The organism is Enterobacter cloacae complex sp. SHL012 (assembly GCF_049237505.1).
Lineage (GTDB): Bacteria > Pseudomonadota > Gammaproteobacteria > Enterobacterales > Enterobacteriaceae > Enterobacter > Enterobacter kobei.
Genome location: NZ_JBMKIZ010000006.1, coordinates 81,729 through 97,369, shown reverse-complemented (window position 1 = coordinate 97,369; position 15,641 = coordinate 81,729). Strand labels below are relative to the sequence as shown.

The window sequence follows — 15,641 nt, the reverse complement described above, 5'->3', positions numbered from 1 at the left end:
GCTACTTTAGCTTTTCTAGCAACGCCTGGTGGACGTTTACCGGCAGGAAGTGGGTAACGTCCCCATGATGGCGAGCCACCTCTTTTACCAGCGTGGACGAGATAAAGGACCACTCTTTGGACGGCATCAGGAATACGCTTTCCAGTTCCGGCATCAGGTGGCGGTTCATGTGCGCCAGCTGCATCTCATACTCGAAGTCTGCCACCGCGCGTAACCCGCGAATCAGGATGTTTGCCTGCTGGGCACGGGCGAAGTTTGCCATCAGGTCGCTGAAGCCCACTACCTCTACATTCGGCAGGTGTGCAATCGCATCGCGGGCAAGCGCAACACGCTCGTCGAGGTCAAACATGGGTTTCTTGCTGGGACTGGCGGCAATCGCCAGAATCACCGTGTCGAACATGCACGCCGCACGGGTGATGATATCAAGATGACCGTTGGTGATCGGATCGAAGGTACCCGGATAAATCGCTTTTGTGCTCATGGCTCACGTTTTCTCTGAGTAGCCGCGGCAGAGCGCCCACAGCTCGGTGTATTTGTTGAAAGTATACTGGGCATTCACCACCGCCAGTAACCAGCCCTGCTTACCGTCCAGCACCCCGCCACGCAGCAGCAACGTTTTCAGAAACGCGCCCAGCGTGTGGGTGAAGATGCCGGTCAGCGTGGCCTTCTTGCCGCGCTGGTGGCGTTCCTGCGCCCACGCAGTGGCATAGCTGAGCTGTTTACGCTGGAAGCTGGCGAAATCGCGGCAGGTCAGGTGTAGCAAATCGCCCGTCAGGGGGATCAGCCGGGCGTTGTCGCAGGCCAGTGACTCATGGACCAGGTTGTCGTTGTACTGATAGCGCTCGCGCTCATAGAGGCGCATTACGCGGTCTGGATACCAGCCGCTGTGGCGCATAAAACGGCCCAGGAAATAGTTACGACGGGCAATGCTGTAGACCGCTTCGGGCTGCGGTGCGGCAAGCACGGTCTGAATGGCTTGCTGGAGTTCCGGGGTGACACGCTCGTCGGTGTCGATCATCAACACGTAATCACCGGTAGCATACTTTTGCGCGCGCTGGCGCTGGATGCCATAGCCTTGCCAGTCCGTATTGATAAAGACCTTTGCACCCGCTGCGCGGGCAACGTCCACCGTGTTGTCCGTGCTGCCGGAGTCAAGGACGACGATTTCGTCAGCCCAGGCGATCGAAGCCAGGCAGTCCGGAAGCAGGTCGGCGGCGTTTTTGGCGATCATCACGACCGACAGACGCGTTGACATTAGTGGCTCCGCTGAGGCAGATAAGGTTGCAGAAGCTGCAGAAGACGGGTGAGTGCGCCCTGGTTCTGATGCAGCACTTCGACGGCATGGCGACCGTACCACAGACGATAATCTTCGTCAGTCAGAAGGGTCGACACCTCTTTGACTACGGAGTCCGCGTCGGTCACGGTAATTAAACCATCGGCCTGCTGCAATTTGGCGCAGATATCTTTGAAGTTAAACGTGTGCGGACCCATCAGCACCGGAATGGCGTGCGCAGCTGGCTCGAGCGGGTTATGGCCGCCGCGTTCCACCAGGCTGCCGCCGACAAAGGCGAGGTCGGCAATGCCGTACAGCAACATCAGCTCGCCCATGGTATCGCCAATCACCACCTGGGTGCTGCCGGAAGGGATCTCACCGCTGCTGCGCAAGGTGAAGCTGAAGCCGCCTTTCTGCACCATTTCACGGGCATCTTTAAAACGCTCCGGATGGCGGGGAACGAGGATCAGCAGTAAATCAGGGAATTTTTCCAGCAGCTTGCGGTGCGCCTGCAGGATGATCTCTTCTTCGCCATCATGGGTACTGGTTGCAATCCAGACCTGACGACGCGGGGCCCACTGGCGACGCAGCGTGATCGCGCGGGCGGCGAGTTCAGGGGTAACAGAAATATCAAATTTCAGGCTGCCCGTTACCGCAAGCTGGTTGCGTTTCAGGCCCAGCGCGATAAAGCGTGCGGCATCTTCTTCATTCTGCGCGGCAATCAGGGTGATTTTGCTCAGGAGACGGCGCATAAATTTACCCAGCTTGCCGTAGCCTTTCGCTGAGCGCTCTGACAGGCGCGCGTTGGCAATCACCAGTGGAATTTTACGGGCATGCAGGGCGGAAATCATGTTCGGCCACAGTTCAGTTTCCATCACGATCACCAGTTTCGGGCGAACGGTATTCAGGAAACGATTCATGGCGCAGGGCAGATCGTAAGGGAGGTAGACGTGATGAACGTCTTTGCCAAAGGCGGATAACGCGCGCTCTGAGCCGGTCGGGGTCATCGTCGTGACGGTGATGGGCAGCGACGGGTAGCGGTGACGCAGGGCGCGAACCAGTGGGATCGCTGCCAGCGTTTCACCAACAGAAACGGAATGCAGCAGAATACCGTCCGGAGCGACTTTATTGCGGCAAAAGCCATAGCGCTCAGCCCAGCGTTTACGATACGCAGGCGCTTTACGGCTACGAAGCAACAGTCTCAGCCACACCAGTGGCTGAATGATGTAGAGCAGGGCGGTATACAACAATTCCAAGCGATTATCCGTTTTTTAGTTTCGGCCGGGAAATTCTAAGCATTTAAGCGTGCTAAAGCTATCTCTTATGCCAGATACCGTTTTAAACGGAAGTAGCGTCGACCCAGACGCCAGCGCAAACGCGGACTTTTAGCACTTTTCCAGATAAGCTTCCAGATCCCGGTATCAAAGAACTCTTTGATAATCATGGTCTTCTTCGCCTCATCCTTCATGTTGTCGAAGGTGTGAATGATCCCCAGCCCCTCTTTGGCGATTTGCCAGTGGCAAGCCGGGATATTTTTCACTTTATCCGGGTAACGCTGGTTAATGGCGTCAAGCATCTGCAGAATTTTCATGTAATGACGAGCGGAGCGAATCAGCGTGTCGTCATTATCCGGAGTATGCGATACCGAAGCAGAGTGAATGTAGTAGTCATAAAAGCGTTCGCTGGTGTACTGAACGCGTTCCGCGGCAAGCAGCACTTCGGTCGTCCACGGAATATCCTGATGGCGAAGGCCGGGTTCAAAATGGAAACTGTGTTTACGAATAAAGTCGTGGCGATAGATGTTTAACCAGGTGACGTGCAGGAACTTTCGTGAATCCAGCGCCTTCTTTAACCACGCCGGGCCAGTCATGACATCCGTCGAGGCGAGTTTATCTTCAGGGAAAATAGGGCGAGAGGGTTTCTTGTTGTTTTCCCAGACGTAGTTCCCATTGCAGGTCGCGACATCCAAATCCTGCGTGACGGCCATATCCAGAAGACGCTGGTACATGCCCGGCTTGAAGACATCATCAATATCCGGGAAAGAGAGATACTGACCCGTTGCTACGGCCAGGCCGGTATTACGCGCGATGGATACGCCCTGATTTTGCTGTTCAATCACCTGCAACTGCGGCAATTTTTCACGCCAGCTTTCGACGATCTGCATCGAACGGTCAGTAGAGCCGTCATTGACAATAATGACTTCCATGCTGTCGATGCGTTGATTCACAAGGCAGGTAAAGAACTGATCCAGAAAAGCTTCACCGTTATATACGGCAACCACCACGCTTAATAATGGCGCTGAATTTTGCATAAGAAACCTGATTATTTTTGATTGTCTACCAAAGCAATATATTGCCGGCAAATGGCATTGATGCCGAACGACGCAATGGTTGCACCGCCAACGACCGGCGGGGAGGTATAAATATCGACCAGCGTTTTTGCCAGTGATTCGTCGTTTAACTCTGACAGCCCGCGCGCCAGGTCTCCCGTGAGGATTTCAGCGGGGCCTCCTGGACAATTTGTACTGACCGGCGGGGTCTGGCAGATAATGGATTCGACCAGCACATTACCAAAACCTTCGCAGTCAGAACTTAACACTAAGAGCCGCGCCCCTTTTATCCAGGGGTAGGGGTTGGCGTCGAATGGGCGGAAAACCGTTTTGTTTTCAATACCCAAATCTCTGGCAAGCTGCTGTAATTTTTGGATTTTGGCGTCGGATCCATTGCCCATCATGACCAGTGTAGTGTCAAGTTGACTCAGTGCGAACGCACGTAAAAGCCGATCGTGACGTTTGTGCTCATGGAAGCGGCCAACATGAATGATGTAATCCTTCCCTTGCATTTCAAAGGGGGCATCAGCCAGACGCTGAATTTCAGGGATATCAAACGGGTTATGGATTACCGCTTTGCGTCGAAGCGTGAGCGCCAGCGTCTCTGAAAGATCTTTCAACACGGCGCCTGAAACAGCGACAACATTACGATTTTCGTAGGTATGACGAATTTTAAGATGCTTAAACCAGCGAGAAAGCCCGCGGCGATGGCGCAAATAGGAGAACGAGAACATGCCATGCACGCAAAACCAGACTTTATCGCGTTCCAGCGCACGGCAGTGTGCAACAATGCGGTCGGTTTTGTGCAAATGAGAGAACACAACGTCAAATTTTCCGCTGCGTTCAGCCCGCTCAATAGCCCGATCCAGCAGATGGGCGCGGCGTGGGATCTCCGTCAGCTTTCGCCACGGTTTTTTGCAGGTATCCTGAACAACCTGATAATCAATGCCTTCCGGGATGGCGTAATCGCACACTTTCCGCAGGGAGAAGAGAGAGACCTGATGTCCCATTTCTATCAATCCACTGGAAAGTGTAAGAACCGTTTTTTCAGCTCCCCCACCGGGTAAACCATCAATAATCATTAGGATGCGCATTTTTAATCCAGTAATTTTTGATAAAGCGAAATAAGCTGACTTGACAGTTTTTCGGGGGTGGCGTCTTTCACACGTTCCCGTGCCGCGCGTCCCATATTGTAATTTTTTTCCAGAGAAGGAATGGCGGATATCGCTTCCTTCAATGTCTTGATATCAAGGGCGTCGCAATAAAATCCGTTCTGGCCTTGCTGAATAAATTCAGCGCCTCCGCAACTCTCTGAAGTAATGACGGGTAAACCGCAGGCCATTGCTTCAAGAATGACGTTAGGAAAGGGATCATACAGCGTTGGCAACAGTAAACCATCGGATAGCTGATAAAAAGGAAGCGTTTCTTTTTGCATCCCCAGGAAACGGATTTGCCCTTCGCAGCCGAGTGAACGGGCAAGATCGCGATAACGACGTTCTGCTTTATCCTGTCCAACCACAATCAGCCATGCCGCTGTTCCAGCGATAGCCCGTATGGCGCTGGCAAGGCCTTTTCGTTCGAACCCGGAGCCGACAAAACAGAACACTACGGCATCGGCTGGCAAACCAAATTGCTGACGCAACGCGGCACGTTGTGCCTCCTGAGCCGGAACGAAGCGGCTGGAATCAATAGAATTATAAATTACATGTATTTTTTTTGCGTCAATATCAAAATCTTCGACAATTTCGCGTTTGATCATCTCCGCATTACAGATAACCGCTTTGAGTTCCGGTGCCTGGTACATCTCTCGTTCGGCATGCATCACATAGCGGTGATAGCGATCGACCATCAGCATCTTTGCACGCCAGGCGGGTAGAATGCGTGCACGCTGCAGTAGCCAGCGGCGGTGGACGCCATCGCCTGCGCGGTAGATGTCACAGCCCGGGATTCGCTCGTGGCTTTGCACAATATCAAACTGTTGTTGTTGCCACAGTTCACGTGCGGCATGAGCAAAACCACGCTCGCGGCTGATGCGGCCCCACTTTCGCGGATCGCAAATGTGGATATGCCAGTCGTCCTGCTTTTCTCCCTGCCATTCACGGGTGATGACATTCAGCTCAAGATTTTGGTTGCTTAACGCGGTGAGCGCGCGGGAGACGAACCGTTCCGCTCCGCCATCAGGACGATATTTTTGGCGCACAATCGCCAGACGATGGTGTTTCATGACAGATATCTCTTTGCAGCAGAGACGACAGCATCCACGGGAATGGCGTCGAGATAGCGCTCTTTAGTGTTGGTATCAATGGCGTCCGGATCGGGGAGCGGGCCGAAGTCGCCAGCCCAGATAACGTCGCCGTTGACCTGCCACGGAGACCAAAACGTCAGTTTGGAAGGGCCAAAGAGTGCCACGCAGGGCGTCTGCAGCGCGGCGGCCATATGCATCGGAACCGAATCAACCCCAATGAACAGGCAGGCATGATCGATAAGCGCTGCAAGCTGGCGCAGCGTTAATTGACCGGCCAGCGAGACGACGCCGGTCTTCGGTGACGCGGCGAGAATGCGATCGATCATCGCCATCTCTTTTTTATCCGGCCCGGCCGTGAGTACGACGGTATGCCCATCTTGCTGCAGTGCGGTAATAGTTTGCGCCATTTTGTCTTCATCCCAGCATTTGAAGAACCAGCGGGATGTTGGCTGAATCACGATATAGTTATCACTCACACCCTTTTTCTCCAGCTGTTGGCGGGCGAAGTGCCAGTCATCTGCGCTGTAGGCCATGGTGACGGCGGGCTGCGCCGCGACCTGTAATGGAGACAGAATGGAGAGGTTTTGCTCGACGGTGTGCAGAGACTGGTGATTTGCAACGGAGACTAAATCGCTGTGACAAAAACGCCAGAATGCATTGTTGCGTTTGTTAAAGGCAAATCCGAGACGAACCGGCGCGCCGGTGAAGCGGGTGACAATAGCGCTACGCCACTGATCGGCAAGGTTAATCACCAGATGATAATGTTGTTTCCTTAACGCACACAGCAACTGCCACTCTTTTTGTAGATGCTTGAGTGTGCCCAGGTGCTTCCATTTACGATCGATTCCATAAATGGTGCCAATTGCCGGATGCGCGGCGAGCATGTCGCGCGTTTCTTCATACAACAGCACATCAATTTGCGCGTGTGGCCAGTGTTGACGTAATGAATCAATGACGGGGGTGGTCAATAACATATCGCCATGATGGCGGAGTTTGATCAGTAAAATGCGCAAATCAGGCGTGTCAGGTAAGTTATTCATCATCATCTTATCGGCGTTGTACTGTTGGCAATTCTAATAGACCTGATAGCGACTTGCACTCTTTCTCCATAATCTCAGGAATTTCCCAGCAAGGGTTTACTGATGGTTTGGAGAGTGCGTAACATAGCGCTAACTTCCCTGTCTTGCGGACTCATTATGAAAAAACCCGCGTTTATCATCACGATTGATACTGAGGGCGATAATCTCTGGCAGAACCACCGCGTCATTAAAACGGAAAACGCGCGCTATCTGGCCCGGTTCCAGACGCTGTGTGAACGTTTCGGCTTTAAGCCCGTGTGGCTGACAAACTATGAGATGGCGATCGAGCCCGTTTTCATCGACTTCGCCAGGGACGTGATCGCTCGCGGCCAGGGGGAGGTGGGCATGCACCTCCACGCATGGAATAGCCCGCCTGAGCACGATCTCACGGGTGATGACTGGCGCTGGCAGCCTTATTTGATTGAATTTTCAGACGAGGTGATGCGCGAGAAAGTGCTGTTCATGACCCGCCTGCTGGAAGAGACGTTCCAGACCAAAATGTTAAGCCACCGCGCCGGGCGCTGGGCGTTTGATAGCCGTTATGCCAGGTTACTGATTGAGCTGGGGTATCAGGTTGATTGCTCGGTGACGCCGCGAGTGAACTGGCGCAATGCGAAGGGGGCTCCGCAAGGCCATGGTGGGACGGATTACCAACATTTTCCGGACCGTGCCTACTTTATTGACGTTAACGACATTTCCCGGGCGGGCACGAGCCCTTTACTCGAAGTGCCAATGAGCATTCAGTATAAACATCCTGCCTGGCTGAACACGATCAAACAGGGTTACGATCGTCTTCGTGGTAAATACCGCTCACCTTCTGTGAACTGGTTACGTCCGACAGGTGGTAATGCGTCGCAGATGATTGAGGTTGCGCAGCAATGCCTTTCTCAGGGAAATGATTACGTCGAGTTTATGCTCCATTCGTCGGAATTTATGCCCGGGGGCAGTCCTACGTTTAAGGACGAGGCGGCGATCGAGGGGTTATACCAGGATCTGGAAGCGCTGTTTAGCTGGTTATCCGACAAGACGGTGGGGATGACGCTGGCGGAGTTTTATCAACACAAGAAAAAATAATGCCCGCATGGCGGGCATTATCACTTACTGGCGCTGTCTGGTTTGTGAAAAGAGTGTACTCAGCGCAAACACGGTGACAAAGAAGATGAGCGCCTCTGAGCTCAACAAAATGACGTCCGTCAGACCATAGAGCAATAAAAGAAGCATGGTCGTCAGTAGCAGACCATTTTTATTCTTAAGTGCGTACACGATCATCGAGATATAGAAAAAGAATAATATTACCAGCCCGGGGATCCCCTGCAGAGAGTATTTTTCAATAAACTCGTTGTGCAAATGTACCCTGATAAATTTGAGTGCTGCGGCGAGGTGTGGATGCCCATTTTTCACATATTGCTGTGTCCAGACTTCACGGTCCTCGACTGACTGTCCCAAAGGATGGGCAAGTCCATTTTGAATACCCACATTCCACATAGAAAAACGTGCGCCGAGTGAGGTGGCATCATATCCTTTTTGATAACGTTCTATTTCAGTTTGTGTTTGTTGTATCTTAGGCAGAATTAACGGCTTGTAACTTACAACCACTATACCTGCCACAATACATAAGAAAATTAGCGTTGATTTCAAATGGATTCTTCTGAAGTGGTAGAGTGTGAGTACAATCGCCAGGAGCAAATATAATCCCATTGCGGCGCGCGTAGCCGTCAAAAGAATGACGAAATAAGATATCAAGATGGTGAGTCCTGCGGCCACATACAGCTTTCTATTTTTCTGAAGATAAAGACTGTATACAAACGCCAGTGACAGTACAGAGTAAACATAGGCCGTCACGGTCGCTCTATTTATTGCCATTTCGATACGTCCCATACCCTGAGACGCTTGCCATAAACCATAGCCAGTGGCAAGGACAAACCCTGCACCAGAGGCATACAAGAAATATTTCTGAAAAGCTTTTTTATCAATATAAGATTTGAACCGATCAAGATAGAAAACGAGAATACTCGCCAAAATCAATTTCTTGCTGGCGCCAAGGTAATCGCTATAAGCGTTCAAGCCTTCGTTATGGTATTCATAGGTCATATACCAGATAAGATTGAGCAACCCAATCAGCATAATGGGCAGTGCAATGGAAAAGGGGCGCAGGGTGATTCTTTTATATTCGAACGCCAGGCCGATAATGCTGGCATAAACCGCAATATAGAAGAATTCACGCTGTTTCCCTGAGCTCAGTAACGCCAGCGCAAGCGAAATGAGGCTCAAAATAAGCGTCAGTTGATAGAGCCGCAGTTTTACTTTTTCCATAATGCCTCAATAACCCTTTTTTTGTAGCTGAAACGAACATCGCTGGAGAAGAAAAAAGAGAACGAATAAAGTGCTTTTACTCGTTGCATAACCAGTTTGAGTTGCGCGTCGGTCAGATATTGTCGATGGTTACTGTAAATATCAAACCAGTGGCAATTAATGAGATGCCTGAATGATTGCGGGAATATCTTTTCTATCTGTAATGTGCATTCTACAAGCGTAGCGATTTTACTGGCGTCAAGACGGCTCGATAAACTATCGTTACGTTTGATGTAATAATAGTGCCCCTTCCGCTGATAGACTATTTTACTCGATTGCATCAGCATGCCGGGAAACACGGCGAAATCTTCATAACAGACCATTGAAGGGATCGGGTTGCTTTCGTACAGCTTCCGATGAACGAATTGCCCGATGAGGTGCGCCTGAAAGTCTTTATGCTGCAGGAAACGCGTTATTGCCTCGTGTTGTGATAAAGCAACGGGAGAGAACCCATGCCAGTCAGCGGTGATTTTTTGCGTATCGCGTATTTCCAGCAGGCGCGTCAGGAGCATATCAGGCCGCTGTGCTTGCAGAAATGCCACGGCGTCCCGGATGCTGCACGGTTTCAATCGGTCATCGCTATCCAGCATGGTAATGTACTCACCTGACGCCAGAGAGAGTGCGCTGTTTCGAACATGACCGACGTTACGGTACTCAACGTATCGGGATTGCGCATTCGGAAGCTTTGGCAACCACGTCTCAATAATATCCTGTGTGGAATCATTGGAACTGTCATTAAAGATAATGATTTCTACATCATCGCCCGCATTATCAATCGCGTTTTGCAGGCTTTGTAGCGTTGCGTCAAGCGTGTCCTGGGCGTTATGTGCGGCAATAATGATGCTTAGAAAAGCCATAACAATTAGTTTCCCTGGGCATCAACGGTATATGCGGCCGCGTTAGCCGTTGGTAACGCGCAAATGAAATGTCTAATGTTGTCCAGCGATTCATCTGTTACAGAGAAGAGTTCTTCCCGGCTTTGTGAGAAGTAATAGCGAGTCTCAAAAACATACGAGCAAATATTGTCATCATTCCCAACCAACAGTACGTTGCCAAGCGGACGCTGTTCATAGTGGCAACAGGGTCCAAACAGTAAGATTACCGGCACGTCCACCGCGTCGGCAACGTAGACATTTCCTGAGTCGGACGCGATATAACAATCCATTTTTGAAATGGCCCACGGGAGTTCTTCAAGCGAAATTTTGCCAATCAGATTGATGAAGTTGGGCAATTCGCCATACGCGCGGGTGATATCATCCATCCACGATTGTTCGTTCGGGGCGCCAAACACATAAAACTCGCAGGGCAGGTCGGCGAGATGATCGGCAATCCGCTTCCAGATGCCCGGCGGGACGGTTTTCGCTTTATTTCCTGCGGCAATACTGATGCCAATGCGGATCACGCCGGGTTTATCAAGGATTGCCGGATATGTCGCGGGTTTAAAAAGTGGTCTGGTGGCGTGCTTTGGTGAGTCTTTCCAGGTCAGCGTGCGGTCGGCAAGCTTGAGATAGTTAGTCACCGACAATGTCTTTTTGCCGTGTTCAACGGTGCCGTCTGCCGTTGCATAGAAAATTCCGTGATACCACCTGCGTGTGTATGTGCTTAAGAACTGTTTGTTTTTGGCGTTACAAACGGAGGCAAAAAAAAGATTTACGCTGTTAGGCTGCAGAAGATACACATTGTCATAGCGGTTCATGATCCGGCAGGCAAAGCAGAGCTTTCGCCACAGGTTACGCTTATGCTGTTCGATGAAAAAAATCTCGTCGATCGTCTCATCATGCTTCGCCAGTGCACCTACGCTGCGACTAATAAGTACGTCGCTTTTTTGCAGGTATGCCAGAAGGGGCGTTGCATTAACAAAATCGCCGATTTTTGCTGTCTGAATAACCAGGTTTTTACCTGTGTCTTTGCGAAACAGCTTTCGGATGAGTTTCACCGGAAAGAGTAAAATCAGCAGAAATACATAACTCATGGGTTAAATATCCCTGTCAGAAAGCCGATGGCTGCCCTGTAAAAATGAAAAAATAGCATCTGCGCTAATATCCTTCGTGTGTTGCGTTGGGCTGACCATCTGGTGCTGGTTTTTGCCGTAGCCCCCAATCAGACCCGGATCGGTCGGGCCGAATATCGTAATATTCGGGCGATCCAGCGCTGCGGTTAAATGGCTTAATCCTGTATCCACGGAAACGACGGCATTCGCCCCCGCCAGTTCTGCGGCCACCTGCGCCAGCGTGAGTCTTGGCAATACCTCAACGTGCGAAAAACCGGAGGCCAGACGTTCTGCACGCTGTCGCTCATGTTCAGCGCCCCAGGGCAGTTTAATATGGATCCCGGTAGGTTGCATTAGTTCAATCAGTCTTCGCCAGTGCGTTTCCGGCCAGTGTTTATCGTCGCGCGTTGTGGCATGGAGGAAGACAAGATAAGGCTGAGTACAGGGGTCTGTATTGCGCAAAAAGTGCTGCGCAATGGCGTAGTCGCCCTGGGATTCCGGTTTTACATAGCCAAGACTCTTTGCAAACAGTTCACGGGTACGCTCCACCGCGTGCTGTTGTTTTGCAATACGGTGGCGACGGTTATAGAACAGGCTTGCCAGCGGCTCGCGGGCGGAGTGCCAGTCCATGCCGTGCTTTACGCCGTGTGCCAGACGCGTCACCAGCGCGGCGCTTTTCACCAGCCCCTGCGCGTCGATGATCGCGTCGTAACGCTGCGCCTGAACCGCTTCGCGGAAGGCGGTGCGCTCGGCTTTAATCGGTGTGGAGAACCATGCTTTGCGCCAGCGGCGAATGGCCACCGGGATCACGCGGTCTACTGCTTCATGCCAGGTAGGGATCTGCGCGAAGCCTTCTTCCACCACCCAGTCAAAACGGATGCCCGGAATGGCCTGCATCGCGTCCGTCAGCGCAGGCAGCGTATGCAGAACATCACCCATAGAGGAGGTTTTAACGATCAATACCCGCATCCGTTACCCTTCTTCGCTCAACAGCAGTTCGTTGAGTTCTTCGAGAACACGCTGCGGCGTGATGTCGATCAGGCTCTGGTGATAGCCTTCTGCGGCATCGCCTTTGCGCACCTTGTGGTAGCCGGTAATCAGGCGAATGACGCGCGCTTTGTGCGACAGCGGCGGCGTGAAGTCCGGGCTGCTTGGACCATACAGCGCGACCAGCGGGCGGTCCAGCGCGGCAGCGACGTGCATCAGGCCGGAATCATTGGTCACCACGGCTTTACAGGCGGCGATCAGAATAACAGCTTGTTCGAGCTGCGTTTCCCCGGCCAGGTTTCGGCACCAGGCCTGCTGCTCTGTGCTGAGCGTGGCGAGAATTTCATTGCCTGCTTCGTGGTCTTTTGCCGAGCCAAACAGCACAATCTGATAGCCTTCGTCGATCAGCTGTTTTGCCAGCTCCGCATAGTGATAGTGCGGCCAGCGTTTTGCCGGACCGAACTCCGCACCAGGGCAGAAGCCAATCATCGGGCGTTCAGACGAAAGACCAAACGCGTTGCAGGTCTGGGATTTCTCGCCGTCATTAACCTGAAGCTGCGGCCAGAGCAGCGGCTGCGGCAGATCTTTCGCACTGCGCATCACGCCTTTGTCGTAGGCCAGCGCCACGTAGCGCTCCACCATTAGCGGCCAGGCCTCTTTGTCCAGCACCCGCGCGTCGTTCAGCAGGCCGTAGCGCATTTCACCGCGCCAGCCGGTACGGTGCGGAATACCCGCAAAGAAGGGCAATAAGGCAGATTTGAAAGAGTTCGGCAGGACATACGCGCGATCGTAGCGCTTCTCGCGCAGGCTATGGCCGAGCTTGCGGCGTTCGCCGATTTCCAGCGCACCGTGGCCGAGCGGCATCGGGATCGCCTCGTTCACTTCCGGCATACGCGATAACAGCGGACGGCACCACGCGGGTGCCATCACGTCGATTATCGCCTGGGGATAGCGCGCCTTGAGCGTGCGATAGAGACTTTGCGACATCATCATGTCGCCCACCCATGACGGGCCGATCACCAGAATTCTCATACTTACGCGTCGCGGTTCAGCCAGGCCATATATTCCGTTACGCCTTCGGCAACGGTCTTGAACGGCTTGTCGTAGCCAGCTTTACGCAGGTTAGTCAGGTCTGCCTGGGTGAACGCCTGGTAGCGGCCTTTCAGCTTATCCGGGAACGGAATGTACTCAATGCTGCCTTTTTTGTGGTACGCCAGCGTCGCGTCTGCCACTGCCTGGAAGGATTCCGCGCGGCCAGTCCCCAGGTTGAAGATGCCGGACACACCGTTTTCCCAGAACCACAGGTTGACTGCAGCCACATCGCCCACGTAGACGAAGTCGCGCTTAAAGCCGTCGCTGCCTTCGAACAGTTTCGGGCTTTCGCCATTATTCAGCTGGGTATTCAGGTGGAATGCCACGCTCGCCATGCTGCCTTTGTGCCCTTCGCGCGGCCCGTAGACGTTGAAGTAACGGAAGCCGACAATCTGGGAGTTCGCTTCTGGCAGAATCTGACGCACGTATTCGTCGAACAGGAATTTGGAGTAACCGTAGACGTTCAGCGGTTGCTCGTATTCGCGGGATTCGATGAAGTCTGAGGTACGCCCGCCGTAGGTGGCAGCAGAAGAGGCGTACAGGAACGGAATTTCACGCTCCAGGCAGTAGTGAAGGATCTCTTTGGAGTACTGATAGTTGTTGTCCATCATGTACTTGCCGTCCCACTCGGTGGTGGATGAGCACGCACCTTCGTGGAAAATGGCTTCAATCTCGCCAAACTCTTCACCTGCCATAATCTGGATAAGGAAGTCTTCTTTATCCATGTAGTCAGCGATGTTCAGATCCACCAGGTTAACGAACTTGGTGCCATCTTTCAGGTTGTCCACCACCAGGATGTCGGTGATGCCTTTGTCATTGAGAGCCTTAACAATATTGCTGCCGATAAAGCCTGCGCCGCCGGTAACGATGATCATAACGGTAACCTTTGAAGTGTGGAGTCCGGGGACAATCCCGAACGCTAATGTTTCTATCATATCATCACAATGCCCTGTCTTCAGCCATTCACCGATATGCGGTAGGGGTACACGTGATTTATGCTGCAAAAACGACAAGAGATACTGCGTCATCTCGTCATGAACTATAGGTTTGGGTAATATGTCCCGAAATTTGCCGAGTCTGGAGAATTGCAATGCGTGGTGATTTTTACAAACAGTTAAACAGCGACCTCGACACCGCACGTGCGGAAGGGTTGTTCAAGGAAGAGCGTATTATCACGTCTGCTCAGCAGGCGGACATCACCGTTGCCGACGGCAGCCATGTGATCAACTTTTGTGCGAACAACTACTTAGGTCTTGCGAATCACCCTGAGCTGATTGCCGCAGCGAAAAACGGCATGGATACTCACGGTTTCGGTATGGCCTCCGTACGCTTTATTTGCGGTACCCAGGATAGCCACAAGCAGCTTGAGCAAAAGCTGGCGAGCTTCCTTGGAATGGAAGACGCGATTCTCTACTCCTCCTGCTTCGACGCCAACGGCGGTCTGTTTGAGACCCTGCTTGGCGCAGAAGATGCGATTATCTCCGACGCCCTGAACCACGCCTCCATCATCGACGGCGTACGCCTGTGTAAAGCGAAGCGTTTCCGCTACGCCAACAACGACATGGTTGAACTGGAAGCGCGCCTGAAAGAGGCCCGTGAAGCGGGTGCTCGCCACGTGCTGATCGCCACCGACGGCGTGTTCTCCATGGACGGTGTGATCGCTAACCTGAAAGGTGTCTGTGACCTGGCGGATAAATACGACGCGCTGGTCATGGTCGATGACTCTCACGCGGTCGGTTTTGTCGGCGAAAATGGCCGCGGTTCCCACGAATACTGTGACGTGATGGGCCGCGTGGATATCATCACCGGTACGTTGGGCAAAGCGCTCGGCGGCGCGTCCGGTGGTTATACCGCTGCGCGTAAAGAGGTGGTTGAATGGCTGCGTCAGCGCTCCCGCCCGTATCTGTTCTCCAACTCCCTGGCGCCGGCCATTGTTGCCGCCTCCATCAAGGTACTGGAGATGGTGGAGTCCGGCGCGGGGCTGCGCGATCGCCTGTGGTCGAACGCCCGTCTGTTCCGTGAAAAAATGAGCGCCGCAGGTTTCACCCTGGCCGGTGCCGATCACGCCATCATCCCGGTGATGCTGGGTGATGCGGTCGTGGCGCAGCAATTTGCTCGTGAACTGCAGAAAGAAGGGATTTATGTCACCGGGTTCTTCTTCCCGGTGGTACCAAAAGGCCAGGCGCGTATCCGCACCCAGATGTCTGCGGCGCATTCGCCTGAACAAATTGAACGTGCGGTGGAAGCCTTTACCCGCATCGGCAAACAGCTGGGCGTAATTGCCTGAGGACGTG

15 protein-coding genes are annotated in these 15,641 nt (G+C 52.8%); 2 read left to right on the top strand and 13 right to left on the bottom strand.

Going from position 1 to position 15,641, the window contains the following annotated elements:
* Window position 1: 1 nt before the first annotated feature.
* From coaD to rfaQ, 7 genes are all read right to left on the bottom strand, one after another.
* A complete protein-coding gene (gene coaD, locus ACOTY9_RS18335; RefSeq protein ID WP_014881986.1) occupies window positions 2-481 on the bottom strand; it encodes a pantetheine-phosphate adenylyltransferase in 480 nt (159 codons plus the stop codon).
* A 3-nt stretch (window positions 482-484) separates the two neighbouring features.
* Entirely contained in the window at window positions 485-1,255 is a 771-nt protein-coding gene (locus ACOTY9_RS18330) for a glycosyltransferase family 2 protein (RefSeq protein WP_059372041.1), read from the bottom strand.
* Window positions 1,255-2,529, bottom strand: a complete 1,275-nt coding sequence (gene waaA / locus ACOTY9_RS18325; protein ID WP_014881988.1) for a lipid IV(A) 3-deoxy-D-manno-octulosonic acid transferase — start codon at window positions 2,527-2,529, stop codon at window positions 1,255-1,257. The genes ACOTY9_RS18330 and waaA overlap by 1 nt, the downstream gene beginning before the upstream one ends.
* 65 nt (window positions 2,530-2,594) lie before the next feature.
* Window positions 2,595-3,584: a glycosyltransferase gene (locus ACOTY9_RS18320; RefSeq protein WP_014881989.1), complete on the bottom strand. Its 990-nt coding sequence runs from the start codon at window positions 3,582-3,584 to the stop codon at window positions 2,595-2,597.
* A gap of 11 nt (window positions 3,585-3,595) precedes the next feature.
* Window positions 3,596-4,696, bottom strand: coding sequence for a glycosyltransferase (locus ACOTY9_RS18315; protein WP_023331722.1), 1,101 nt, complete (start codon window positions 4,694-4,696; stop codon window positions 3,596-3,598).
* Window positions 4,697-4,698: 2 nt separating this feature from the next.
* Window positions 4,699-5,826 (bottom strand): glycosyltransferase family 4 protein, encoded by a 1,128-nt coding sequence (locus ACOTY9_RS18310; protein WP_032635315.1) that lies wholly within the window; start codon window positions 5,824-5,826, stop codon window positions 4,699-4,701.
* A complete protein-coding gene (rfaQ, locus tag ACOTY9_RS18305) occupies window positions 5,823-6,893 on the bottom strand; it encodes a putative lipopolysaccharide heptosyltransferase III (protein ID WP_023331724.1) in 1,071 nt (356 codons plus the stop codon). The genes ACOTY9_RS18310 and rfaQ overlap by 4 nt, the downstream gene beginning before the upstream one ends.
* Window positions 6,894-7,043: 150 nt before the next feature.
* On the opposite strand from rfaQ, the gene ACOTY9_RS18300 reads away from it, so the two are divergent.
* Window positions 7,044-8,000, top strand: coding sequence for a polysaccharide deacetylase family protein (locus ACOTY9_RS18300; protein WP_032629639.1), 957 nt, complete (start codon window positions 7,044-7,046; stop codon window positions 7,998-8,000).
* A 24-nt stretch (window positions 8,001-8,024) separates the two neighbouring features.
* Here ACOTY9_RS18300 and ACOTY9_RS18295 read toward each other — a convergent pair whose 3' ends face one another.
* From ACOTY9_RS18295 to rfaD, 6 genes are read right to left on the bottom strand one after another with little or no spacing between them, the layout of a single operon-like run.
* Complete coding sequence (locus ACOTY9_RS18295; RefSeq protein WP_248197447.1) at window positions 8,025-9,239, bottom strand: O-antigen ligase family protein; 1,215 nt, start codon at window positions 9,237-9,239, stop codon at window positions 8,025-8,027.
* Window positions 9,227-10,135: a glycosyltransferase family 2 protein gene (locus tag ACOTY9_RS18290; RefSeq protein ID WP_348566019.1), complete on the bottom strand. Its 909-nt coding sequence runs from the start codon at window positions 10,133-10,135 to the stop codon at window positions 9,227-9,229. The genes ACOTY9_RS18295 and ACOTY9_RS18290 overlap by 13 nt, the downstream gene beginning before the upstream one ends.
* Before the next feature lie 5 nt (window positions 10,136-10,140).
* Window positions 10,141-11,250, bottom strand: coding sequence for a glycosyltransferase family 9 protein (locus ACOTY9_RS18285; RefSeq protein WP_023331727.1), 1,110 nt, complete (start codon window positions 11,248-11,250; stop codon window positions 10,141-10,143).
* A gap of 3 nt (window positions 11,251-11,253) precedes the next feature.
* Window positions 11,254-12,237, bottom strand: a complete 984-nt coding sequence (gene rfaC, locus ACOTY9_RS18280; RefSeq protein ID WP_023336550.1) for a lipopolysaccharide heptosyltransferase RfaC — start codon at window positions 12,235-12,237, stop codon at window positions 11,254-11,256.
* A gap of 3 nt (window positions 12,238-12,240) precedes the next feature.
* A complete protein-coding gene (rfaF, locus tag ACOTY9_RS18275) occupies window positions 12,241-13,287 on the bottom strand; it encodes an ADP-heptose--LPS heptosyltransferase RfaF (protein ID WP_248197438.1) in 1,047 nt (348 codons plus the stop codon).
* 2 nt (window positions 13,288-13,289) lie between these two features.
* Window positions 13,290-14,222: an ADP-glyceromanno-heptose 6-epimerase gene (rfaD, locus tag ACOTY9_RS18270; RefSeq protein ID WP_014881999.1), complete on the bottom strand. Its 933-nt coding sequence runs from the start codon at window positions 14,220-14,222 to the stop codon at window positions 13,290-13,292.
* A 215-nt stretch (window positions 14,223-14,437) separates the two neighbouring features.
* Here rfaD and kbl point away from each other — a divergent pair, with 215 nt between their 5' ends.
* On the top strand, window positions 14,438-15,634 hold the full coding sequence (gene kbl, locus ACOTY9_RS18265; protein WP_014882000.1) for a glycine C-acetyltransferase: 1,197 nt from the start codon (window positions 14,438-14,440) through the stop codon (window positions 15,632-15,634).
* Window positions 15,635-15,641: the final 7 nt, after the last annotated feature.

Excerpts from the sequence above, each read along its gene's own strand:
- coaD (WP_014881986.1), bottom strand. The coding sequence starts at position 481 with ATGAGCACAAAAGCGATTTATCCGGGTACCTTCGATCCGATCACCAAC.
- ACOTY9_RS18330 (WP_059372041.1), bottom strand. The coding sequence starts at position 1,255 with ATGTCAACGCGTCTGTCGGTCGTGATGATCGCCAAAAACGCCGCCGAC.
- ACOTY9_RS18320 (WP_014881989.1), bottom strand. The coding sequence starts at position 3,584 with ATGCAAAATTCAGCGCCATTATTAAGCGTGGTGGTTGCCGTATATAAC.
- ACOTY9_RS18315 (WP_023331722.1), bottom strand. The coding sequence starts at position 4,696 with ATGCGCATCCTAATGATTATTGATGGTTTACCCGGTGGGGGAGCTGAA.
- ACOTY9_RS18310 (WP_032635315.1), bottom strand. The coding sequence starts at position 5,826 with ATGAAACACCATCGTCTGGCGATTGTGCGCCAAAAATATCGTCCTGAT.
- rfaQ (WP_023331724.1), bottom strand. The coding sequence starts at position 6,893 with ATGATGATGAATAACTTACCTGACACGCCTGATTTGCGCATTTTACTG.
- ACOTY9_RS18300 (WP_032629639.1), top strand. The coding sequence starts at position 7,044 with ATGAAAAAACCCGCGTTTATCATCACGATTGATACTGAGGGCGATAAT.
- ACOTY9_RS18295 (WP_248197447.1), bottom strand. The coding sequence starts at position 9,239 with ATGGAAAAAGTAAAACTGCGGCTCTATCAACTGACGCTTATTTTGAGC.
- ACOTY9_RS18290 (WP_348566019.1), bottom strand. The coding sequence starts at position 10,135 with ATGGCTTTTCTAAGCATCATTATTGCCGCACATAACGCCCAGGACACG.
- ACOTY9_RS18285 (WP_023331727.1), bottom strand. The coding sequence starts at position 11,250 with ATGAGTTATGTATTTCTGCTGATTTTACTCTTTCCGGTGAAACTCATC.
- rfaC (WP_023336550.1), bottom strand. The coding sequence starts at position 12,237 with ATGCGGGTATTGATCGTTAAAACCTCCTCTATGGGTGATGTTCTGCAT.
- rfaF (WP_248197438.1), bottom strand. The coding sequence starts at position 13,287 with ATGAGAATTCTGGTGATCGGCCCGTCATGGGTGGGCGACATGATGATG.
- rfaD (WP_014881999.1), bottom strand. The coding sequence starts at position 14,222 with ATGATCATCGTTACCGGCGGCGCAGGCTTTATCGGCAGCAATATTGTT.
- kbl (WP_014882000.1), top strand. The coding sequence starts at position 14,438 with ATGCGTGGTGATTTTTACAAACAGTTAAACAGCGACCTCGACACCGCA.